The sequence below is a fragment of the Rathayibacter sp. AY1F8 genome (assembly GCF_002932165.1).
In the GTDB taxonomy this organism is placed as follows: Bacteria; Actinomycetota; Actinomycetes; order Actinomycetales; family Microbacteriaceae; genus Rathayibacter.
In genome coordinates, this window is sequence record NZ_PSVB01000002.1 from 243,022 (window position 1) to 262,195 (window position 19,174).

Consider the following 19,174-nt stretch of genomic DNA (forward strand, 5'->3'; position numbering starts at 1 on the left):
TTATAGGACAACAGGAGACACATGGGAGCGCAACTCCGGGTCTACCGGTCGAAGATCCGCTCGGCCCAGACGACCAAGAAGATCACTCGGGCCATGGAGCTGATCTCGGCCTCGCGCATCCAGAAGGCGCAGAACCGCGTCGCTGCCGCGGCGCCGTACTCGAACGCGATCACGCGCGCCGTGTCCGCTGTCGCGACCTACTCGAACGTGGAGCACCCGCTCACGACCGAGCGCGAGAAGCTGGACACGGCCGCGATCGTGATCTTCACCTCCGACCGCGGCCTCGCCGGCGCGTTCTCCTCGAGCGTGCTCAAGGAGGCCGAGGAGCTGGCCGCGCTGCTGCGCAGCGAGGGCAAGGAGGTCGTCTTCTACCTGGTCGGCCGCAAGGCGAACGCGTACTTCTCGTTCCGGAAGCGGGCCAGCGTCCGCGTCTGGACGGGCGGCACCGACCAGCCCGTGTTCGAGACGGCGAAGGAGATCGCGGACGCGGTCGTCGAGTCGTACAACCTCGATGACGAGGAGGGCGGCGTGGACGAGATCCACCTCGTCTACAACCGCTTCGTCAGCATGGTCACCCAGCAGCCGACCGTCGTCCGGCTGCTGCCGCTCGAGGTCGTCGAGGGCGCCGAGGAGCAGAACAGCGAGCTGTACCCGCTCTACGAGTTCGAGCCCGACCCCGAGACGGTCCTCGACCGCCTTCTGCCCGTGTACGTCGAGAGCCGCATCTTCAACGCGATGCTGCAGTCGGCGGCCTCGGAGCACGCGGCACGCCAGAAGGCCATGAAGTCGGCGAGCGACAACGCGGACACGCTGATCAAGACCTACACGCGTCTCGCCAACAACGCCCGCCAGACCGAGATCACGCAGCAGATCGCCGAGATCGTCGGCGGCGCCGACGCCCTGTCCTCCTCCAAGTAAGAGGGCTCCGCTCCACACAGTTTCGACTCCGCCCTCCGGGAGCGGTGAGACCACAGAAGGAAGTAGCAATGACACTGACCGCACCTGAGGCGGCGACCGGGACGTCGGGCGGGGCCATCGGCCGCATCGCCCGCGTCACCGGCCCCGTCGTTGACATCGAGTTCCCCCACGACGCGATCCCCGAGGTCTACAACGCGCTCTACACGCACGTCGAGGTCGAGGGCGTCTCGAGCAAGCTGACCTTCGAGGTCGCGCAGCACCTGGGCGACGACCTCGTCCGGGCCATCTCCCTGAACCCCACCGACGGACTCGTCCGCGGCCAGGAGGTCCACGACACCGGCCTGCCGATCTCGGTCCCGGTCGGCGACGTGACCAAGGGCAAGGTCTTCAACGTGATCGGCGAGGTGCTCAACGCCGACGCCGACGGGAAGATCAACGGAGAGTCGTTCGAGATCACCGAGCGCTGGCCGATCCACCGCAAGCCCCCGCAGTTCGACCAGCTCGAGTCCAAGACCGAGCTGTTCGAGACCGGCATCAAGGTCATCGACCTGCTCACTCCGTACGTACAGGGCGGCAAGATCGGCCTGTTCGGCGGCGCGGGCGTCGGCAAGACCGTCCTCATCCAGGAGATGATCCAGCGCGTCGCGCAGGACCACGGTGGAGTGTCCGTGTTCGCCGGCGTCGGCGAGCGCACCCGTGAGGGCAACGACCTCATCGCCGAGATGGAGGAGGCGGGCGTCTTCGACAAGACCGCTCTCGTCTTCGGCCAGATGGACGAGCCGCCGGGAACGCGTCTGCGCGTCGCCCTGTCGGCCCTGACCATGGCGGAGTACTTCCGCGATGTGCAGAAGCAGGACGTGCTGCTCTTCATCGACAACATCTTCCGCTTCACGCAGGCCGGCTCGGAGGTGTCGACCCTGCTGGGCCGCATGCCCTCCGCGGTGGGCTACCAGCCGAACCTCGCCGACGAGATGGGTGTGCTCCAGGAGCGCATCACCTCGACGCGCGGACACTCGATCACCTCGCTGCAGGCGATCTACGTCCCCGCCGACGACTACACCGACCCGGCGCCGGCGACCACCTTCGCCCACCTCGACGCGACCACCGAGCTCTCCCGCGAGATCGCGTCGAAGGGCCTCTACCCGGCCGTCGACCCGCTCACGTCCACCTCGCGCATCCTCGACCCCCGCTACCTGGGCGCCGACCACTACCGCGTGGCGACGAACGTGAAGCAGATCCTGCAGAAGAACAAGGAGCTGCAGGAGATCATCGCGATCCTCGGTGTCGACGAGCTGTCGGAGGAGGACAAGATCACGGTGTCGCGTGCGCGCCGGATCCAGCAGTTCCTCTCGCAGAACACCTACATGGCGAAGAAGTTCACCGGTGTCGAGGGATCGACCGTCCCGCTGAAGGACACGATCGAGTCGTTCGACGCGATCACCAAGGGCGAGTTCGACCACGTGGCCGAGCAGGCGTTCTTCAACGTCGGCTCGATCTCGGACGTCGAGGAGAAGTGGACCCAGATCCAGAAGGAGAACGGCTGATCATGGCCGGGACCCTGAAGGTCAGCGTCGTGTCCGCGAACGCCGAGGTGTGGTCCGGAGAGGCGAAGCAGCTCACGGCTCGCACGGTCGAGGGCGAGATCGGCATCCTCGCCGGCCACGAGCCGATGCTCGCGATCCTCGCCACCGGCGAGGTGCGCGTCACGGCCCTGGACGGCACGCGTCTCACCGCGCAGGCCGACGACGGCTTCCTGTCCGTCGAGAACGACGTGGTGACCGTGGTCGCCCGTCAGGCATCGCTGGTCTAGTACACCGCGGCTCGGAGGGGCCGGACGATCATCGCGATCGTCCGGCCCCTCCGTCGTGCCGCCCGTCCCTCTTCTCCGAAGGAGTCCTGTGCACGTCCTGCTGCCACCGTCCGAGACGAAGCGCGACGGCGGCGACGAGCCGTTCGTGCTCGAGTCGCTCGCCTTCCCCGAGCTCCACGCGAAGCGGCGCGAGCTGGCGGAGGCGCTGATCGCGCTGGCCGGGGACCCCGAGCTCTCTGCCCGGGCGCTGAAGCTCGGTCCGCGTCAGTTCGGCGAGATCGATCGCAACGCGGGGCTCGCGACCGCGGCAGGTCTCCCCGCGGTCGACCGCTTCGACGGGGTGCTGTTCGATGCGCTCGACGCGCGCAGCCTCGATTCCGGTGCACGGGAGGTGCTCGGTCGGACGGCGATCGTGCAGTCCGCGCTCTGGGGGCCGATCCGCGCCCTCGACCTGATCCCTGCATACCGTCTGTCCCACGACTCCCGTGTGCCGGGCAGACCGCTCAAGCGGTGGTGGGCGGCGGAGGCCGGGCGGGTGCTGAGCGCGCTCGACGGGCTCGTCCTCGATCTGCGGAGCGAGGCGTACGCGGCGCTCGGACCGGTCCCTGCGGGCGAGGGGCGGTTCTTCGTCCGCGTCCGCTCGCGCGGGGCCGACGGCGTCCTCCGGTCGCTGAACCACTTCAACAAGCAGGGCAAGGGACGCTTCGTCAGGGCGCTGGCGGAGGACCGGGTGGCGACGGAGTCGCTCGGCGAGCTCTCGGCGTGGGCGGCCGGGCGCGGGTTCCTGCTCGCCGAGAACCGGCACACGGGAGAGCTCGACCTCGTCGTGCCGGAGTCGTAGGCGTCAGCGTCGGCGCCAGCAGCCGGTGAGGTGGTCGTCGACGACTCCGGCCGACTGCATCAGCGCGTACGCGGTGGTCGGTCCGACGAAGCGGAGCCCAGCGGCCTTCAGCGCTCGCGCGAGCGCCGTCGACCCGGGCGTCGTCGCAGGGACGTCGGCGGCTCGGACCACCCGGTCCTCGACGTCCGGATCGTGGAAGGACCACACGAGCTCGTCGAGCGCGCCCTCGCCTCTCTGCTCCAGGAGCGCGAGCACGGCCCGGGCGTTGTCCCGGGTGGCGATGATCTTCGCGCGGTTCCGGATGATGCCGCTGTCCTCCATCAGCCGCTCGACATCGGTGTCGTCGTACCGGGCGACGCGGGCCGGATCGAAGCCGTCGAAGGCCTCGCGGAACCTCGGCCGCTTGCGGAGGATCGTGATCCAGGAGAGGCCGGACTGGAACGCCTCGAGGGAGACCTTCTCGAACAGCGGGCGATCTCCGTGCAGCGGGGTGCCCCATTCCTCGTCGTGGTAGCGGCGGTACTCCGGATCCGCGCCGCTCCAGGCGCAGCGGACCAGGCCGTCCTCTCCCTCGACGAGTCCGTCGGCCGTGCTCATCGGTGGGGGATCCCCTCGTGATCGAGAAGCCAGGCTTTCGTGGCGACGCCCTCGCCCGCGCTGAAGCCGGTGATCCGTCCGTCGCTCGCGAGGACGCGGTGGCAGCCCACGATGATCGGCACCGGGTTCGCACCGACCGCTCCGCCGATCGGCCGGCCCGCTCGGGGGCGACCGGCGGCCGTGCCCAGTGCGCCGTAGGAGGTGATCTCCCCGAAGCCCAGAGCCTGGAGCCGCTGCCAGATCTCGAGCTGGAAGGGCGTGCCGCGCAGAGCGACCGGCAGATCGAAGGAGCGGCGGGTCCCATCGAAGTACTCGTCCAGCTGCTCGACGGCCCGCAGGAGCACCGGGAGATCCGACTCCGGGAGGTGCTCGTGCGGGAGCAGACCGGCCTGCTCGATGGCGAGCGAGACGATCGCATCGCCGTCGCTGCCCACCTCGATGCGGCCGAGGGGGCTCGTCGTCCGTCGGACGTGAAGGGGAGTCGTTCTCATGCGTCGAGAGTATCCGCGGTACTCCCCGCCGACCGGCGGGAACCGGACACCGGTGCAGGACTCTGCCGATCGGGCCCTGTGGAGGGATTCCTGGCTCGAGGGCGCCATCCATGCGCCGGCGATTCGGTGTCGATGGGACCTCTTCCTCCACAGGCGACGATCTCGAGATCCTTCCGATGATCCCGGAGGACCGTCGCTCCCGGCGGGTGCGGTGGTCGGCAGGATCGCAGCATGACCTCCTCAGCGCTCCTCCTCCACCCCGCTCCCGCCTCGCGTGTCCCGGCTTCACCCGACGACGCCGCACTGTTCCATGCCGCTCACGGATCCCGGCGGGGTGCGGCGGAGGCGAGCCTCGTGCTCGTCCCGTTCCGGGCCGGCGCGCCGAGCGGCTCGCTCCGCTTCGAGCTGTCGGGGGCGGATCCGGCCCTGGTCGCGCGGGCCTGCCTCGGTGCGCTCGGCCGGTTCGGGCGGGTGCGGCGAGCACTCGCGCTGGTGCATCCCGGCGAGGCGGGTGCGGAGTCGTGCGAGGGACTCGTCGCCGCCCTCGAGGAGCGTGCGCGCCGGCTCCCCGATCTCGCCCTCCGGGTCGCCGTGCTCCCGTCGTCCGGCGGCGACGACGGGCTCGAGGCCGGCGACCGGGACGACCCGCGAGCGGTGGCCGCCGCGGTCGACCGTCTCCTCGACCGCCACCCGCGGGCCGAACTGCCCGACGTGCTGTTGCGCGGTGTCGACGACCTCGTCCGGCGAGCTCTCGCCGGTCCCGATCCCGAGGTCCGGCCGGCGGGCCTGGCTGCGCTCGTCGTGGCCGTGCAGCGCAGCCGCGGTGCGGACCGCGTGCTGCGGTCGGCGCGGAGCGGTGACCCCGGCGCGGCGGGAGCGCTCGCCCCGCTGCTCCGCCGTGCCGCCGTCGTCGCACCCCCGAGTGAGCGAGCCGGAGTGCTCGTCCTCCTCGCCCGGATCCTGGCCGGTGAGGGCCGTGCCGACGAGGCCGGACGGCTCGCCGACGAGGCCGTCGCTCTCGATCCGCACCACGCAGGTGCGCGCCGAGTCGCGGCCGCACTCGCCGCCGATCGGCGGGAGCGCGCCGCGTGAGGGCGCTAGAGCCGCGACCAGGCCTCGGTGAGCACGCTCCGGAGGATCTGCTCGATCTCGTCGAACTCGCGCGGGCCGATGGTGAGCGGCGGCGCGAGCTGGACGACGGGATCGCCGCGGTCGTCCGCCCGGCAGTACAGCCCAGCGTCGAAGAGCCCCTTCGAGAGGAATCCGCGCAGCAGCCGCTCCGACTCGTCCTCGTCGAACGTCTCCTTCGTCGCCTTGTCCTTCACCAGCTCGATGCCGAAGAAGTAGCCGTCGCCCCGGACGTCGCCGACGATCGGCAGGTCGAGCAGCTTCTCGAGCGTGGACCGGAAGACGGGCGAGTTCTCGCGCACGCGCTCGTTCAGGCCCTCCTCCTCGAAGATGTCGAGGTTCTCGAGCGCGACCGCGGCCGAGACGGGGTGGCCGCCGAAGGTGTAGCCGTGCGGGAAGACGACCTGACCGTGGCGGAAGGGCTCGTAGATCCGATCGCTGACGATCGTCGCGCCGATGGGGGAGTAGCCGCTGGTCATCCCCTTCGCGCAGGTGATCATGTCCGGCACGTAGCCGTACTCGTCGCAGGCGAACATGTGCCCGATGCGGCCGAACGCGCAGATCACCTCATCGGACACCAGCAGCACGTCGTGCTTGTCGCAGATCTCGCGGACCCTCTGGAAGTACCCGGGAGGGGGCGGGAAGCAGCCGCCCGAGTTCTGGACGGGCTCCAGGAACACGGCGGCCACCGTGTCCGGCCCCTCGAACTCGATCATCTCCTCGATGCGGTTCGCCGCCCACAGGCCGAACGCCTCCAGGTCGTCGCCGTGCTCGGGAGCCCGGTAGAAGTTGGTGTTGGGGACGCGGAAGCCGCCCGGCACCAGCGGCTCGAACATCGACTTCATCCCGGGGATGCCCGTGATCGCGAGCGCTCCCTGGGGAGTGCCGTGATACGCGACCGAGCGCGAGACGACCTTGTGCTTGCCCGGCTTGCCCTGCAGCTTCCAGTAGTGCTTGGCGAGCTTGAAAGCCGTCTCCACAGCCTCGCCGCCGCCGGTCGAGAAGAAGACCCGGTTCAGGTCGCCCGGCGCGTGGTCGGCGAGCCGGTCGGCCAGCTCGATCGCCGAGGGGGTCGCGTAGGACCACAGCGGGAAGAAGGAGAGCTCGGACGCCTGCTTCGCCGCGGCCTCCGCCAGTCGGCGCCGCCCGTGTCCGGCATTGACGACGAAGAGGCCGGACAGGCCGTCGAAGTACTTGCGCCCGGTGCTGTCCCAGATGTGGTGTCCCTCGCCGCGAGTGATGATCGGCACGCCCGCGCCCGAGTCCATCGTCGACTGACGGGTGAAGTGCATCCAGAGGTGGTCCTTCGCCTTCTTCTGCAGGGAGGCGTCGTCGGTCCCCCCAGGCGCGTCGGTCCCGCGGACGGGATCGCCCGACTCGAGGCCGGAGGTCGAGAAGGCTGTCTCGGTGGTCATCTTTTACCGCGTTCCCCAGTTGTAGAACTGCTTGTGGAGCTTCAGATAGACGAAGGTCTCGGTCGAGAGCACGCCGGGAAGCGACCGGATCTCCTGGTTGAGCAGGGCGATCAGATCGTCGTCGTTCTCGCACACGACCTCGGCGAGGATGTCGAAGGAGCCGGCCGTCAGCACGACGTAGTCGACGGCGGGGATGGAGGCGAGCCGGTCCGCGACGTCGCGGGTGTCGCCGGTGACGCGCACACCGATCATCGCCTGGCGGTAGAAGCCGAGCTGCATCGGATCCGTCACCGCGACGATCTGCATGACGCCCGACTCGGTGAGCTTCTGCACCCGCTGCCGGACGGCCGCCTCGCTCAGGCCCACGGCCTTGCCGATCTCGGCGTACGAGCGCCGACCGTCGGCCTGCAGCTGCTCGATGATCGCCTTCGACACCTCGTCGAGCTGGACAGGACGCTGAGAGGGCGGGCGAGACGGGGCCATGCGGCGATTCTGGCAGTCCACGGGTGCCCGGGCAAGTGGATCCGCACGTCGGAGCTCGATCCGGCATCGGATCCGGTGGTCGGAGCGTCGACCCGTCTGCGCGACGGACATCGGGCGACAGCGATGGCGGCCGGCTCGGCGGAGGGCCGTCAGCGACTACCATCGGGAGGCGGCCGGGCACCCCTGGCGCCGGCGGTCACGGGCCGTCGGACCGGACGACCGCGGGCCACGGGGATGCGAGGAGCAGCGATGACGCAGATCGGCCGCAGCCGCGCGTCCGTCACCGTCCCCGTCTCCGCCTGGAGCTCCGACGCACCCTCGGCCGAAGTCACCCTCGGCTGGGCCGCGCGCACCGAGACCGGCCACGTGCGCAGCGCGAACGAGGACAGCTACCTCGCCAAGAGCCCGCTCTTCGCTGTCGCCGACGGGATGGGCGGGCACGCGGCAGGAGAGGTCGCCAGCGACGCGGTCGTGTCGCGCCTGTCCACCGCGGCGCTCGGCGCGACCGTCGGAGCGGAGGAGATCGACCGGGCGCTTCGAGAGGCGGTCGGGGACATCGCCCGGCAGTCGCACACGGCCGACGTCGGCACCGGGACCACGGTCACCGGGATCGCGCTCACGGTGGTCGGGGGAGAGCCCTACTGGTCCGTCTTCAACATCGGCGACTCGCGCGTGTACCTGAGCGTCGCCGGGACCCTCGTGCAGCTCACCGTGGACCACTCCATCGTCCAGGAGCTTGTCGACGCGGGCCTGATCTCCCGCGACGAGGCCGACGTGCATCCGCACAGCAACGTGATCACCCGCGCGGTCGGCTTCCACGAGGCGCCCGTCCCCGACTACCGGCTCGTGCCCGTCCTCGCCGGATCGCGTCTGCTGATCTGCTCGGACGGACTCACGAAGGAGCTGACCGATGCCGGCGTCGGCCACCTGCTCAGCGGCACCGGCTCCGCTCAGGAGGCGGCCGACGCCCTGGTCGACGCCGCGCTGGACAACGGCGGGCGCGACAACGTCACCGTGATCGTCGTCGACGTCCTCGCGGTCACCGGCGACGAGGAGGCCGGCGCACCGGTCTGACGAGCAGAGCTCCGGCACGGGACGGCCGCGGTCGCGGTGCCGCCGGACCGCCCGCACGCGCCGAACGGCCGTACGACGGTCCTGCGCCTGCCGGTTCGCGTCGGGTTCGGCCGGCTCGAGGCTCCCCGCGCCGGCGCTGGGTACGATGGTGAGCGGAAGGGCGTTCTCGGTGATCTGCAGCACGTGTGGCTCCAACCTCGCTCCCGGGGCGATCCTCTGCGGCGAGTGCGGTTCGTCGGTGGCGGCGCATGCCACGACGGGTGCGTCCCGCCCCTCGTCCTCCGGCGACACGACGGTCCTCGACCCGTCCCGCCGTGCCTGGCTGCCGGGCCTGGCCCCCGGCCGGCACCGGCGTCCCGCCCCCGGCGCACCGATGGCGCCGCCCTCGCAGGGGCTCGTGCGCCTCAGCTTCGCGACCGGGCAGCACGCGATCGTGACCGGCAACGGCCTGATCGGACGCCAGCCGCTCCCGGACCCCAACGAGACGTTCCGGCACATCCTCGCGATCCCGGATCCGTCGCGATCCCTCTCCAAGACCCACCTCGAGTTCGGCTTCGACGAGGGCGGGCTCTGGGTCAGGGACCGCTGGTCGGCCAACGGGTCCGTGCTGGTCGCGCCGACCCAGGCGCCGCTCCCGCTCGAGGCCGGCCGCCGCTACCGCGCGAAGCTCGGCAGCCGGATCCTGCTCTCCTCCGTCGAGATGGCGGTCGAGCGCGTCGACGGGTCCCCCGGCGGCTCGGGACGCCCGCCCCTCACCCGCTGACGGCACGGCCTCCGGGGACTGAATCGGCGGTCGACACGGCCTCCGGGTGCGGAATTCGTGACGATCATGTTTCCGGATGAGCGTTCTCCTCCGTTCGCCGTGACAGGCGGATGAGCGCTGTGCCAGTATTTCCCCACGTTCGGCCCCCGAGGCACGAGCCCCGACGCAGTCAGGAGCGCCCGCCATGACCCGTCCCCTCCCGAGGGATCCCGTCCTCCGCCGGGCCGTCGCCGCGGCACGCTCGCACGAGCGCGAGCGCCGGGCGGTCCTCTCGCGTCGGGCGGTCCTCGGCGGGATCGGCCTCGGAGCGGGTGCCCTCGCCCTGGCCGCCTGCGCCCCGCAGACCCGTGCCGCTCCGACCGCCGCTGCCGACGGATCGGCCGGCGACCCGCGCCTGGTGTGGGACAACTGGCCCGCCTACATGGACGAGGACGACGACGGGAACCACCCCACGCTCCAGGGCTTCGAGGAGCAGACGGGCATCGCGGTGACCTACAACGTCGCCGTCGACGACAACAACTCGTACTACGGCAAGGTGAAGGACCAGCTCGCGCTCGGGCAGTACATCGGCGCCGACACGGTCTGCCTGACGGAGTGGATGGTCTCGCGCCTGGTCCGCCGCGGCTACGTGCAGGAGCTCGACCACGCGAACATTCCGAACATCGCCAACCTCACCCCCTCGCTGGCGAACCCCGACTTCGATCCGGGCCGCCGGCTCTCCCTCCCGTACCAGGCGGGGTTCTCGGGCATCTGCTGGAACAGGGAGAAGCTGCCGAAGGGCCTCTCGAGCATCGAAGATCTGTGGGATCCGTCGCTCCGCGGCCGCGTCGGCGTGCTGAGCGAGATGCGCGACACGATCGGGCTCATCATGCTCGCTCAGGGGACGGACATCGCCGGCTCCTGGGGCGACGACGAGTACATGAACGCGATCGACGTCTTCCGCGAGCAGGTCGACGCCGGACAGATCCGCAATATCAAGGGGAACGCGTACCTCAACGACCTGCAGAACGAGGACACCCTCGCGGCGATCTGCTGGTCCGGCGACATCACCCTGATCAACGCCGAGGCCGGCGACAAGTGGGAGTTCGCCTTCCCCGACTCGGGCGGCGCGCTCTGGAACGACACCTTCGTGGTCCCGATGGGCTCCGAGCGCAAGGCCAACGCCGAGGCCCTGATGAACTACTACTACGAGCCCGAGGTCGCCGCCGAGGTGGCCGCCTGGGTCAACTACATCACCCCCGTGGATGGAGCGAAGGACGTCATGGAGAGCATCGATCCGGAGCTGGCCGAGAACCAGCTGATCTTCCCCGACGAGGACACGCTCGCGCAGGCGCACGTGTTCCGGACCCTGACCGCCGCGGAGGAGAAGGAGTACCAGGCCGAGTTCCAGAAGGTGCTCCTGGGCATCTGATGGCGATCGGGACCTTCGCCGAGAGCGGCGCCGACCTCCAGCTGGTCGGGATCAGCAAGCAGTACCCGGGCTTCACGGCCATCGACTCCCTGGACCTCACCATCCCGGCGGGCTCCTTCTTCGCCCTGCTGGGCCCCTCGGGCTGCGGCAAGACGACGACGCTGCGCCTGGTCGCCGGGCTCGAGGAGCCCTCCGCCGGCCGGATCCTCATCGGCGGGCGGGACGTCACCGAGACGAAGACGTACCAGCGGCCCGTCAACACCGTGTTCCAGTCGTACGCGCTGTTCCCGCACATGTCGATCCTCGAGAACGTCGCCTTCGGCCTGAAGCGGCGGAGGATCGCCGACCCCGTCGGCAAGGCGCACGAGGCGCTCCGCCTGGTCGAGCTCGACCACCTCGCCCAGCGCCGCCCCGCGCAGCTCTCCGGTGGTCAGCAGCAGCGGGTCGCCCTCGCGCGCGCCCTCGTCAACCGGCCCGCCCTGCTCCTGCTCGACGAGCCGCTCGGCGCCCTCGACCTCAAGCTCCGCCGGCAGATGCAGCTGGAGCTCAAGTCGATCCAGGAGGAGGTGGGCCTCACCTTCCTCCACGTCACGCACGACCAGGAGGAGGCCATGACGATGGCCGACACCGTCGCGGTGATGAACAAGGGCAGGATCGAGCAGATGGGCGCGCCGGAGGAGCTCTACGAGCTCCCGCGCACCGCGTTCGTCGCGAACTTCCTCGGCCAGTCCAACCTCTTCACGGGCGAGGTGGTCGGCAGCACCGACCGCGCACTCACCGTCGACGCGGGCGGGCACCGGATCGTCGTGCCCGTCGCCCGCTGCGCCCGCACGAGCGGGGAGATCACCGTCGGCGTCCGCCCCGAGAAGCTCCTGCTGCTGACGCAGGAGCCGCCGCCGGACTCCGGCCGGAACGTGCTCGGGCCCGGCCGCGTGGTCGACGTCTCCTTCAGCGGGGTCAGCACCCAGTACACGATCCGGATGCCGGGCCTGGGCCCGGTGGTCGTCTTCGCGCAGAACATGGTCTTCGGGCCGGTCGTCGGCGAGGGAGCGGAGGTGTGGGTCGGCTTCAGCACCGAGCACGGCTTCGGACTCGCGGACGAACCGGGCTCGGTCCCGCGCTTCGAGGCGGACGACTCCACCAGCGCCATCGCCGTGCAGCGCCGGGGGCTCCTGGCCGGTCGCAGCGGAGGAGCGTAGGCATGGCCTTCGCCGCCTTCGCCACGGGGCAGGCGGATCCTCAGGACGCTCCGGTCCGCCGGCGGTCGACGATCGCGCTGGTCCTGCTGCTGCCGGGCATCGCCTACATGCTGCTGTTCTTCCTGGCACCGCTGATCTCGCTCGTGCTCACCTCGTTCCAGGCCGAGGTGCCGGACGGGGACATCGGCGAGTACGCCCCCGGGTTCGCCTGGCAGAACTACCTCGTGGTGATGGGCGACTACTGGCCGCACGTGCTCCGCTCCTTCGGCTACGCGCTGATCGCGACGGTGCTCGCGCTGGTGATCAGCTACCCGCTGGCCTACTTCATCGGAGTGAAAGCGCGGCCCTGGCCGCTGCTGCAGAACCTGCTCCTCACGCTGGTGATCGCGCCCTTCTTCATCAGCTTCCTGCTCCGGACGCTGGCGTGGAAGCAGATCCTCGCGGACGAGAGCCCGCTCGTGCAGGCGCTCAAGGCCGTGGCGGTCCTGCCGAGCGACGGCCACCTCACGGGGACGCCGATCGCCGTGATCTTCGGCATCACCTACAACTTCATCCCGTTCATGACGCTGCCGCTGTACACGACGCTCGAGCGCCTCGACGTGCGCCTCCTGGAGGCGGGGTCGGATCTCTACGCGCACCCCGCCTCCGTGTTCTGGAGCGTGACGGTCCCCCTGTCGATGCCGGGCATCGTCTCGGGCACGCTGCTGACGTTCATCCCCGCGGCGGGCGACTACATCAACGCGAGCCGGGACTTCCTCGGCTCGTCGCAGACCTCGATGGTGGGCAACGCGATCGAGGCGAACTTCCTCACGCTCGAGAACTACCCGGCGGCCGCCGCGCTCTCGATCGTGCTGATGGCCGTGATCCTGTTCATCGTCGGCTTCTACGTGAAGCGCAGTGGAACGGAGGACCTCCTGTGACCGCGACGGCCGACCGTCCGCTCGCGAGCGCCCAGGAGGCGCTCGGCGCGCCGCCCCCCGCCCCGATCCGGCGCCGCCGCCGCTTCCGGGGCCTCGGGCTCGGCGTGTACACGGCGCTGGCGCTGCTCTTCCTGCTCATCCCTATCGGGTACACCTTCGTCTTCTCCTTCAACGACTCGGGGAAGAGCAACCTCGCCTGGCGCGGTTTAACCCTCGACAAGTGGGTGTCGGCCTGGACCAGTGAAGAGGTGATGACCGCCTTCGGGAACAGCCTGCTGGTCGGTGTGATCGCCACCGTGCTGGCCACTGCGCTCGGCACCATGATCGCCATCGCGCTCGTGCGGTTCCGCTTCCGGTTCCGGTCGGCGATCAGCCTGCTGCTGTTCCTCCCCATGGCGACTCCGGAGGTGGTGCTCGGAGCCGGCCTCGCCGCGCAGTTCCTCAGCGTGGGCGCCGAGAAGGGACTGGTCACGATCGTGCTGGCGCACACGATGTTCTGCATCAGCTTCGTCGTGGTCACCGTGAAGGCGCGGGTGGCGAGCCTGGATCCGAAGCTGGAAGAGGCGGGACGCGACCTCTACGCGTCGCCGAACCAGGTCTTCTGGCGGATCACCTTCCCGCTGCTGCTGCCCGGCATCCTCGCCGCGGCGCTGCTCTCGTTCGCGCTGAGCTTCGACGACTTCATCATCACGAACTTCAACTCCGGATCGGTCACCACGTTCCCGAAGTACATCTACATCGCGGCGGCGCGCGGCATCCCGGCGGAGGCGAACGTCATCGCATCGGCGGTGTTCGTCCTGGCGATCCTCGTGGTGGTGATCACGCAGGTCTCCGCGGCGGCCCGGGCGAAGCGCCTCGCGCGCGAGCAGTAGCTCAGGGCGTGCCGGGACGTGCGGTCAGACGTAGGAGGCGCGGATCGCGCCGACCGGGCGCCCGCCGCCCGACACGACCGGGTTCAGCCGCACCAGCACGTCGTTCGCCGCGGTCCGGTCCACCGCGTCCGCCTCGACCAGAAGCTTCAGCGCGACCACTGTCGCGGCGCGCAGGCTCCCGTCGAGGATCTTCAGGGCGACGGTGGTGCCGTCGGGCGAGGCCATCACGAGCACGCCCTCGGCGCCGAGCTTGGCGACCAGGCCCAGGCGCTCGATCACGACGGTGTTGTCCCGGCCCGGGCCGTCGATCGCCCACGCGTTCTCGAGGATCGCGGCCGTGAGGACGCCGGCCTGGCGGTAGAGGCCGAACGGTGAGGCGGGGGAGGAGGACACGATCCGCGAGACGCCCTTCGCCAGCGCGGTCAGAGGAAGGGCGTGCACGGGAGCTCCGCAGCCGTCGATCCCCGAGGCCACGACGCGCTCGCCGGTGAGGCGCTCGATCGTGTCGACGATGTGCTGCTGCAGCGGGTGCGTCCGCTCGAGGTAGTCCTCGGTGCTCCAGCCGTTCTGCACGCAGGCCAGCAGCATCGCCGCGTGCTTGCCCGAGCAGTTCATGTAGAGCGGGTCCGGAGTCGCGCCCGCCCGCAGCAGCTGAGCGCGGGTCCCGGAGTCGCCGGGCCAGTCGGCCGGGCACTGCAGGGCGGTGTGGTCCAGGCCGGCGCGGAAGAGCAGGTTCTGCACCAGCGCCACGTGCTGGGGGATGCCGGCGTGGCTCGCGGTGGCGATGACCGCCTCCGCGCCGTTCAGCTCGACTCCGGCGGTCATCACCGCGAGGGCCTGGAACGGCTTGAGGCAGGAGCGGGGGAAGACGGGAGCCGTCGGGGTGCCGAGGCTGCGGGCGACGCGGCCCTCGGAGTCGAGGAGGACGGCGGAGCCGGCGTGGCGCGACTCGACGAACCCGGATCGCTCGACGACGGCCAGCTCGACGGACTCGGCAACGGTGAAGGTTCCTGCTGGCATCCCCCCCATCCTGCCCGATGCGCCGACCGGTCCCGCGCTCCCGGAGACGCCGAAGGCCACCGGGGAGCGCCTCGGCGCCCGCGGTGGCCTTCGGAGGATCGCGCCTAGAGGGTGGCGAACGCGTCGGCGATGACCGACACGGCGTCGTCGAGCAGCTCGTCGGTGAGGGCGAGGCTCGGCAGGAAGCGGACCACGTTGCCGTAGGTGCCGGCGCTCAGCACGAGGACCCCGTGCTGGGCGGCGTAGTCGATGATCGCCTGGACCGCGACGGCGTTCGGCTCCTTCGTGGTGCCGGCGGTGCCGGGCTGCACGAGCTCCATCGCCATCATCGCGCCGATGCCGCGGACGTCGCCGATGATGTCGTAGCGCTCCTGCAGGCCTCGCAGCGCCGCGCCCAGGCGGGCGCCGATCCGGTCGGCCTCGGCGAGGAGGCCCTCGCGCTCGATGCGCTCGAAGACCGCGACGGCGGCGGCGGCGGCGACGGGGTTCCCGCCGAAGGTGCCGCCCAGTCCGCCGGCCTGCGCCGAGTCCATGATCTCGGCGCGGCCCGTCACACCCGCGAGCGGCAGGCCGCCGGCGATGCCCTTGGCCGAGAGGACGAGGTCGGGGACGAGGCCCAGGTGCTCGCTGGCGAACCAGGCGCCGGTGCGGGCCATGCCCGACTGGATCTCGTCGGCGACGAAGACGATGCCGTTGGCCGTGCACCACTCCTGCAGTGCCGGGAGGAAGCCGTCGGCGGGGACCATGAAGCCGCCCTCGCCCTGGATGGGCTCGGCGACGAGGCAGGCCAGGGCGGACGCGCCGACGGTCTTCTCGAGGTACGAGATCGCGCGCTGGGCGGCCTCGGCTCCCGACAGGCCGTCGTGGTACGGGTACGAGCTCGGCGCACGGTGGACGTCGCTGGCGAAGGGTCCGAAGCCCAGGCCGTAGGGCAGCGCCTTGAAGTTCATGGCCATCGTGAGGTTCGTGCGTCCGTGGTACGCGTGGTCGAGCACCGCGACGCCGGGGCGGCCGGTGTGCTTGCGCGCGATCTTGACGGCGTTCTCGACCGCCTCGGCACCGGAGTTGACCAGGACGGTCTTCTTGGCGAAGTCGCCGGGGGTGTGCTGGGCCAGCAGCTCCGCGACGCGGATGTAGGGCTCGTACGGAGTGACGGTGAAGAGGGTGTGCGTGAGGCGCGCGAGCTGCTCCGCGGCGGCCGCGACGACGGAGTCGTCGGTGTGCCCGATCGTCGTCACGCCGATGCCGGCGCCGAGGTCGATGAAGCTGTTGCCGTCGACGTCGACCAGGATCGCGCCGTGCGCGCGGTCGATGTAGACGGGGAGCGCGGTGCCGACGCCGGTGGGCACGACGGCGAGGCGGCGCTCGTGCAGGGCCCGGGATCGCGGCCCGGGGATCTCGGTCGCGACGCGCCGCTCCTGGGGGACTGCGGACGTGGGAACCTGGGGGGCGAGCGTGTCTGTCATGGTCCTCGGAGTCTACCCGCGGGGGTTCCGCGTCCAGAGGTCCAGACCGGCGCGACCGGCCTGATCCACCGCCGTCGAGGAGGAGCCCGATGAAGTCCGAGCACGAGTACGCGGTGTCCGTCGTCTGGGAGGGCGATCGGGGCACCGGCACGAGCGGCTACCGCGAGTACGGGCGCCAGCTGACCGTCACGGCGGAGGGCCCGGCGCCCATCCTCGCCTCGGCCGACACGCCCTTCCGGGGCGACGCCGACCGCTGGAACCCGGAGCAGCTGCTCCTCGCGGCGCTCGCGCAGTGCCACCTCCTCTCCTACCTGCACGTGGCGGTCAAGAACGGAGTCGTCGTCACCGGCTACACGGACGACGCGGTGGGCTCGATGCTGCAGGAGGGGGAGAGCGGCCGCTTCACCTCGGTGACCCTCCGGCCCCGCGTCACTGTCGCCGAGGAGTCGATGGTGGCGATCGCCCAGACGCTGCACGCCGAGGCCTCCCGGCTCTGCTTCATCGCCAACTCGGTGAACTTCCCCGTCTCCCACGAGCCGGAGGCGTCCGCGCGCTGAGGCTCAGCGGCGCTCGTGCGGGAGCGCCCGGCGGATGCGCTCGACCGTGGTCGTCGGCGGCGACTCGTTGTACGCACCGGCGAGCTCCTGCCCGGAGAGCGCGTGGACGGCCGCCATCACCTCGTCGGTGGCGTGGCGTCGGGCGCGGCCGGAGTCGGCGGAGCCGTGCCGCGAGAGGTCCAGCGGAGCCCCGAAGCGGACCGTGATCCGGTGCAGGCGCGGCACCCTCGTGCCCACCGGCTGGAGCTCCTGCGTGCCGATCATGCCGACGGGGACCACCGGCGCGCCCGTGGTGAGGGCGAGCCACGCCACTCCGGTGCGGCCCTTGTAGAGGCGCCCGTCGCGGGAGCGGGTGCCCTCGGGGTAGACGGCGAACGCCTCGTCCCGCTCGAGGATCGCCCGGCCGAGGTCCAGCGCCTCCTGAGCGGCCTGGCCGGCGCCGCGCTCGACCGCGACGGCTCCGACGCTCGTGAAGAAGGCGCGCGAGAGGGCGCCCCGCACGCCGGTCCCCGTGAAGTAGTCCGACTTGGCCAGGAACTGCACCGGCCGCGGGGCGAGCAGCGTCAGCACCGGGGAGTCGATGAACGAGAGGTGGTTGGCCGCCAGGATCACGCGTCCCTCGGCCGGGACGTTGTCGCGCCCCTCCACGATCGGCCGGTAGACCAGCCGGCCGACGCCGCCGATGGACAGGCGCGCCAGACGCGCGGAGAGGCCGATCCCCGGGGGAGTCGGCCTCTCGTGGTCGTCGTCGATCCGCATTCCGACGAAGCTACCGGGGCGTCCATGCCGCTCCGGTCATGCGGCGGATCAGCCGAACTGGGCGAGCGCCTCCTCGATGACCGTCGCGGCGTCGTCGATGAGCTCCTCGCTGATGACCACGCTCGGCATGATCCGCAGCACGCTGTCCCAGCTGCCCGCGTCGAGGACGATCACGCCGTTCGTGGTGGCGTGCTTCAGGATCGCGGTGAGCGCCTCCGGGTACTGCTTCTTCGTGCCCGGGTGGACGAGCTCGACGCCCCACATCGCGCCCTTGCCGCGGACCTCGCCCACGACCGCGAAGCGCTCGGCCCAGTCGCCGATCCGCGCCTGCAGCAGGCGCTCGACCTGCTGCGCCTCCTCCAGCAGGCCCTCGGACTCGATCGCCTCGAACGTCGCGAGCGCCGCGGCGGTGGAGACGGGGTTGCCGCCGAACGTGCCGCCGATGCCGCCGGGCTGCACGGCGTCCATGATCTCGGCGCGGCCGGTGACGGCGGCGAGCGGGAAGCCGCCGGCGATGCCCTTGGCCGTCGTGATGAGGTCCGGGACCACGCCGTGGTGCTCGATGGAGTACCAGGTGCCGGTGCGGGCGATGCCGGCCTGGATCTCGTCCGCGACGAAGACGATGCCGTTCTCGGTGCAGAACTCGGACAGGCGGCGGAAGTAGCCCGGCGCCGGGATGATGATGCCGCCGTCGCCCTGGATCGGCTCGACGAAGAGCGCGGCCAGCTCCTGCGCGCCGATGTGGGTGGTGATGTAGTCGATGGTGCGCTCGGCCGCCTCCTCGCCCGTCATGCCCTCGGGGTCGCGGAACGGGTAGCTGATCGGGAGGCTGTAGATCTCTCCCGGGAAGGGGCCCATGCCCGCGCGCTCCGGCCAGGGGCGGTAGGTCATCGCCATCGTGAGGTTGGTGCGGCCGTGGAAGGCGTGGTCGAGCGTCGCGATGGCGCGGCGGCCGGTGAACTTCCGCGCGATCTTGACGGCGTTCTCGACCGCCTCCGCGCCGGAGTTGACCAGGATCGAGTGCTTCTCGAAGTCCCCGGGGGTGATCTCGGCGAGCTTCTCGGCGACCCGGACGTAGTTCTCGTACGGAGTGACGGTGAAGAGGGTGTGCGTCAGCTTCTCGGCCTGCGCGGCGGCCGCCGCGGCGACCGCGGGGTGCGCGTGGCCGATGGTGGTCACTCCGATGCCGCAGCCGAGGTCGATCAGGCGGTTGCCGTCGACGTCGACCAGGACCGCGCCCGACGCGTGGTCCATGTAGATGTTCGCGAGCGTCCCGGCGCCGCGGGAGACGCTGGCGACGCGGCGCTCCTGGAGGGCGACGGAGCGCGGGCCGGGGAGCTCGGTGACGAGCTCTCGGGACTGGGGGACCGAGAATTCACGCATGCCCCGATGGTAGGCCTGGGACCGTTCGAGGACCCGCACCCAGCGCGTTGCGAGGCGCGCCGTGCAG

Annotated in this window: 20 protein-coding genes; 12 read left to right on the forward strand and 8 right to left on the reverse strand. The window is 70.9% G+C overall.

Translation table 11 applies throughout. The annotated features are described in order from the left end of the window. Positions 1 to 21 precede the first annotated feature (21 nt). The 4 genes from C5C35_RS02715 to C5C35_RS02730 all read left to right on the forward strand — a co-directional run bounded on the left by C5C35_RS02715 (position 22) and on the right by C5C35_RS02730 (position 3,569). Complete coding sequence (locus tag C5C35_RS02715; protein ID WP_104223024.1) at positions 22 to 918, forward strand: F0F1 ATP synthase subunit gamma; 897 nt, start codon at positions 22 to 24, stop codon at positions 916 to 918. 68 nt (positions 919 to 986) lie between these two features. Further along, positions 987 to 2,462 (forward strand): F0F1 ATP synthase subunit beta, encoded by a 1,476-nt coding sequence (atpD, locus tag C5C35_RS02720; RefSeq protein ID WP_104223025.1) that lies wholly within the window; start codon positions 987 to 989, stop codon positions 2,460 to 2,462. A 2-nt stretch (positions 2,463 to 2,464) separates the two neighbouring features. Beyond that, the gene (locus C5C35_RS02725) at positions 2,465 to 2,728 is read left to right on the forward strand and encodes a F0F1 ATP synthase subunit epsilon (protein WP_104223026.1); all 264 of its coding nucleotides are present in this window, start codon (positions 2,465 to 2,467) and stop codon (positions 2,726 to 2,728) included. An 88-nt stretch (positions 2,729 to 2,816) separates the two neighbouring features. Continuing rightward, a complete protein-coding gene (locus C5C35_RS02730) occupies positions 2,817 to 3,569 on the forward strand; it encodes a YaaA family protein (protein WP_104223027.1) in 753 nt (250 codons plus the stop codon). A 3-nt stretch (positions 3,570 to 3,572) separates the two neighbouring features. Here the strand turns inward: C5C35_RS02730 and C5C35_RS02735 are convergent, their stop codons facing one another. Further along, entirely contained in the window at positions 3,573 to 4,166 is a 594-nt protein-coding gene (locus C5C35_RS02735) for a DNA-3-methyladenine glycosylase I (RefSeq protein WP_104262497.1), read from the reverse strand. Next, positions 4,163 to 4,657, reverse strand: coding sequence for a methylated-DNA--[protein]-cysteine S-methyltransferase (locus C5C35_RS02740; protein WP_104223029.1), 495 nt, complete (start codon positions 4,655 to 4,657; stop codon positions 4,163 to 4,165). Before C5C35_RS02740 ends, C5C35_RS02735 begins: the two co-directional genes overlap by 4 nt. 231 nt (positions 4,658 to 4,888) lie before the next feature. On the opposite strand from C5C35_RS02740, the gene C5C35_RS16670 reads away from it, so the two are divergent. After that, positions 4,889 to 5,749 carry a hypothetical protein gene (locus tag C5C35_RS16670; protein ID WP_146084556.1) on the forward strand — a complete coding sequence of 287 codons (861 nt, stop codon included), beginning with the start codon at positions 4,889 to 4,891 and terminating at the stop codon, positions 5,747 to 5,749. A 5-nt stretch (positions 5,750 to 5,754) separates the two neighbouring features. On the opposite strand, the gene C5C35_RS02750 is transcribed toward C5C35_RS16670, so the two are convergent. Together C5C35_RS02750 and C5C35_RS02755 are read right to left on the reverse strand one after the other, a co-directional pair. Continuing rightward, a complete protein-coding gene (locus tag C5C35_RS02750) occupies positions 5,755 to 7,200 on the reverse strand; it encodes an aspartate aminotransferase family protein (protein WP_104262499.1) in 1,446 nt (481 codons plus the stop codon). A 3-nt stretch (positions 7,201 to 7,203) separates the two neighbouring features. Further along, positions 7,204 to 7,683 (reverse strand): Lrp/AsnC family transcriptional regulator, encoded by a 480-nt coding sequence (locus C5C35_RS02755; RefSeq protein ID WP_104223032.1) that lies wholly within the window; start codon positions 7,681 to 7,683, stop codon positions 7,204 to 7,206. A gap of 249 nt (positions 7,684 to 7,932) precedes the next feature. On the opposite strand from C5C35_RS02755, the gene C5C35_RS02760 reads away from it, so the two are divergent. From C5C35_RS02760 to C5C35_RS02785, 6 genes are all read left to right on the forward strand, one after another. Further along, positions 7,933 to 8,757, forward strand: coding sequence for a PP2C family serine/threonine-protein phosphatase (locus C5C35_RS02760; protein WP_104225583.1), 825 nt, complete (start codon positions 7,933 to 7,935; stop codon positions 8,755 to 8,757). Between the two features lie 238 nt (positions 8,758 to 8,995). After that, positions 8,996 to 9,520 carry a hypothetical protein gene (locus tag C5C35_RS02765; RefSeq protein WP_104262500.1) on the forward strand — a complete coding sequence of 175 codons (525 nt, stop codon included), beginning with the start codon at positions 8,996 to 8,998 and terminating at the stop codon, positions 9,518 to 9,520. Between the two features lie 184 nt (positions 9,521 to 9,704). Beyond that, the gene (locus C5C35_RS02770; RefSeq protein ID WP_104223035.1) at positions 9,705 to 10,931 is read left to right on the forward strand and encodes a PotD/PotF family extracellular solute-binding protein; all 1,227 of its coding nucleotides are present in this window, start codon (positions 9,705 to 9,707) and stop codon (positions 10,929 to 10,931) included. Then, positions 10,931 to 12,130, forward strand: coding sequence for an ABC transporter ATP-binding protein (locus C5C35_RS02775; RefSeq protein WP_104262501.1), 1,200 nt, complete (start codon positions 10,931 to 10,933; stop codon positions 12,128 to 12,130). The genes C5C35_RS02770 and C5C35_RS02775 overlap by 1 nt, the downstream gene beginning before the upstream one ends. A 2-nt stretch (positions 12,131 to 12,132) precedes the next feature. Continuing rightward, the gene (locus tag C5C35_RS02780; RefSeq protein ID WP_104262502.1) at positions 12,133 to 13,050 is read left to right on the forward strand and encodes an ABC transporter permease; all 918 of its coding nucleotides are present in this window, start codon (positions 12,133 to 12,135) and stop codon (positions 13,048 to 13,050) included. A 104-nt stretch (positions 13,051 to 13,154) separates the two neighbouring features. Further along, complete coding sequence (locus C5C35_RS02785) at positions 13,155 to 13,922, forward strand: ABC transporter permease (protein ID WP_374953112.1); 768 nt, start codon at positions 13,155 to 13,157, stop codon at positions 13,920 to 13,922. A 24-nt stretch (positions 13,923 to 13,946) separates the two neighbouring features. On the opposite strand, the gene C5C35_RS02790 is transcribed toward C5C35_RS02785, so the two are convergent. After that, the gene (locus C5C35_RS02790) at positions 13,947 to 14,942 is read right to left on the reverse strand and encodes an asparaginase (RefSeq protein ID WP_104223039.1); all 996 of its coding nucleotides are present in this window, start codon (positions 14,940 to 14,942) and stop codon (positions 13,947 to 13,949) included. Between the two features lie 104 nt (positions 14,943 to 15,046). Next, positions 15,047 to 16,408, reverse strand: coding sequence for a 4-aminobutyrate--2-oxoglutarate transaminase (gene gabT, locus C5C35_RS02795; RefSeq protein WP_104223040.1), 1,362 nt, complete (start codon positions 16,406 to 16,408; stop codon positions 15,047 to 15,049). A gap of 89 nt (positions 16,409 to 16,497) precedes the next feature. Here gabT and C5C35_RS02800 point away from each other — a divergent pair, with 89 nt between their 5' ends. After that, on the forward strand, positions 16,498 to 16,965 hold the full coding sequence (locus tag C5C35_RS02800) for an OsmC family protein (RefSeq protein ID WP_104232692.1): 468 nt from the start codon (positions 16,498 to 16,500) through the stop codon (positions 16,963 to 16,965). A gap of 3 nt (positions 16,966 to 16,968) precedes the next feature. Here the strand turns inward: C5C35_RS02800 and C5C35_RS02805 are convergent, their stop codons facing one another. Together C5C35_RS02805 and C5C35_RS02810 are read right to left on the reverse strand one after the other, a co-directional pair. Continuing rightward, complete coding sequence (locus C5C35_RS02805; RefSeq protein WP_104223042.1) at positions 16,969 to 17,724, reverse strand: 1-acyl-sn-glycerol-3-phosphate acyltransferase; 756 nt, start codon at positions 17,722 to 17,724, stop codon at positions 16,969 to 16,971. 48 nt (positions 17,725 to 17,772) lie between these two features. Next, positions 17,773 to 19,107, reverse strand: coding sequence for an aminotransferase class III-fold pyridoxal phosphate-dependent enzyme (locus C5C35_RS02810; protein WP_104262504.1), 1,335 nt, complete (start codon positions 19,105 to 19,107; stop codon positions 17,773 to 17,775). Positions 19,108 to 19,174: the final 67 nt, after the last annotated feature.